Annotated in this window: 2 protein-coding genes; both read left to right on the top strand. The window is 31.4% G+C overall.

Annotation, left to right across the window (positions count from 1 at the left end; genetic code table 11):
* Positions 1–468: site-specific DNA-methyltransferase (locus FTV38_RS17740; protein WP_180023073.1), on the top strand; the 468-nt coding region annotated here is incomplete at its 5' end.
* Positions 468–1,196: AlwI family type II restriction endonuclease (locus FTV38_RS17745; protein WP_180009784.1), on the top strand; the 729-nt coding region annotated here is incomplete at its 3' end. The genes FTV38_RS17740 and FTV38_RS17745, both read left to right, overlap by 1 nt.

The following is a 1,196-nucleotide window of genomic DNA, read 5'->3' on the forward strand; positions in this document are numbered from 1 at the left end:
ATTTATCTAATGTTTGATTCATTTAGTTTATTAACTTTAGGAGCATTGGTAAGAGAGTACTTTGATGTAAAAAATTTACTCGTATGGGACAAAGTAAATATTGGAATGGGACACTATTTTCGTCGACGCCATGAATTAATTTTGTTTGCAACAAATGGTAATACTCGAAAAGTAAGTAGTAGATCTCTACATGATATTTGGGATGTAAAGCGTATTCATAACTCGAAATACCCAACTCAAAAACCGGTAGAAGTTTTTGAACGTATGCTTGAGGCTAGTAGTGTTCCAGGTTTTACAGTATGTGATCCATTTCTAGGTAGTGGTTCAGCAGCTCTTGCGGCTATTAAATATGATTGTAATTTTGTTGGTTGCGACATTTCAGAACAATCTTTTGAATTATGTAATGAAAGAATTCAACAATTTCTAGATAATAACGTGGATATCTTGGAAAAGAGTTCTAAAAAGTAATGGCATCGTTATCAAAGACTAAGCATTTATTTGGTTTTACTTCACCCCGAACAATTGAAAAAATTATTCCAGAACTAAATATATTAAGCCAACAATTTTCTGGAAAGGCATGGGGTGAAAATCAAATAAATTTCTTTGATGCGATATTTAAGTCGGATTTCTATGAAGGAACAACCTATCCTCAAGATCCAGCTTTAGCTGCGCGTGATAGGATAACTAGAGCCCCTAAAGCATTAGGATTTATTCAATTAAAGCCATTTATTGAATTGACTAAAGCCGGTAATCAATTAGTAAATCAAAAGAGGTTACCAGAGTTATTTACAAAACAATTGCTTAAGTTTCAGCTACCTTCACCCTACCATACACAATCACCCACAGTAAATTTTAATGTTCGTCCTTATCTTGAGTTACTTCGATTAATCAATGAATTAGGTTCTATATCTAAAACGGAAATAGCTTTATTTTTCCTTCAATTAGTTAATTACAATAAATTTGATGAGATAAAAAATAAGATTTTAAAATTTAGAGAAACAAGAAAAAATAATCGCAGTGTTAGTTGGAAGACTTATGTTTCACAAGAATTTGAAAAGCAGATTTCTATTATTTTTGCTGATGAAGTAACAGCAAAAAACTTTAGAACTAGAGAAAGTTCTGATGAATCTTTTAAAAAATTTGTAAAAACTAAAGAAGGGAATATGAGGGACTATGCAGATGCATTTTTCCGCTAT

The organism is Acinetobacter sp. YH16044 (assembly GCF_013417145.1).
In the GTDB taxonomy this organism is placed as follows: Bacteria; Pseudomonadota; Gammaproteobacteria; order Pseudomonadales; family Moraxellaceae; genus Acinetobacter; species Acinetobacter amyesii.